Source organism: Shewanella sp. 10N.286.52.C2 (genome assembly GCF_002874545.1).
Lineage (GTDB): Bacteria > Pseudomonadota > Gammaproteobacteria > Enterobacterales > Shewanellaceae > Shewanella.
On the sequence record NZ_MCTV01000021.1, the window covers coordinates 1 to 352 of the forward strand.

At 48.3% G+C, this 352-nt stretch carries 1 protein-coding gene; it reads left to right on the forward strand.

Translation table 11 applies throughout. From position 1 onward, the window contains the following. Positions 1-352: VCBS domain-containing protein (locus tag BCU94_RS08680; protein WP_198590868.1), on the forward strand; the 352-nt coding region annotated here is incomplete at both ends.

Here is a 352-nt window from a genome sequence, read left to right on the forward strand (position 1 = left end):
CGGATATCACCGTTGATGTAGGTAATGGCGATTCTGACGCAGGTACGGTCACTGAAGATGGTGCAACCGATGCGGATAACAACACGTTTGAAACAGTCTCTGGCACGCTAACCGTGTCTGATGTCGATGGCACAGGTAATGCCAGCGAAGCCGTATTCCAAGTACAAGACGATGTGGCTGATGGTAACTACGGTACCTTCTCTATCGATGTTGACGGTAACTGGAGTTATGAGCTAAACAACACTCACAGCGATGTGCAATCACTTAAAGCCGGTGAAACACTTACTCGTACGATTACTGTGACCTCTGCCGATGGCACTGCAAGTCATGATGTGACCATTACTATTGTGGG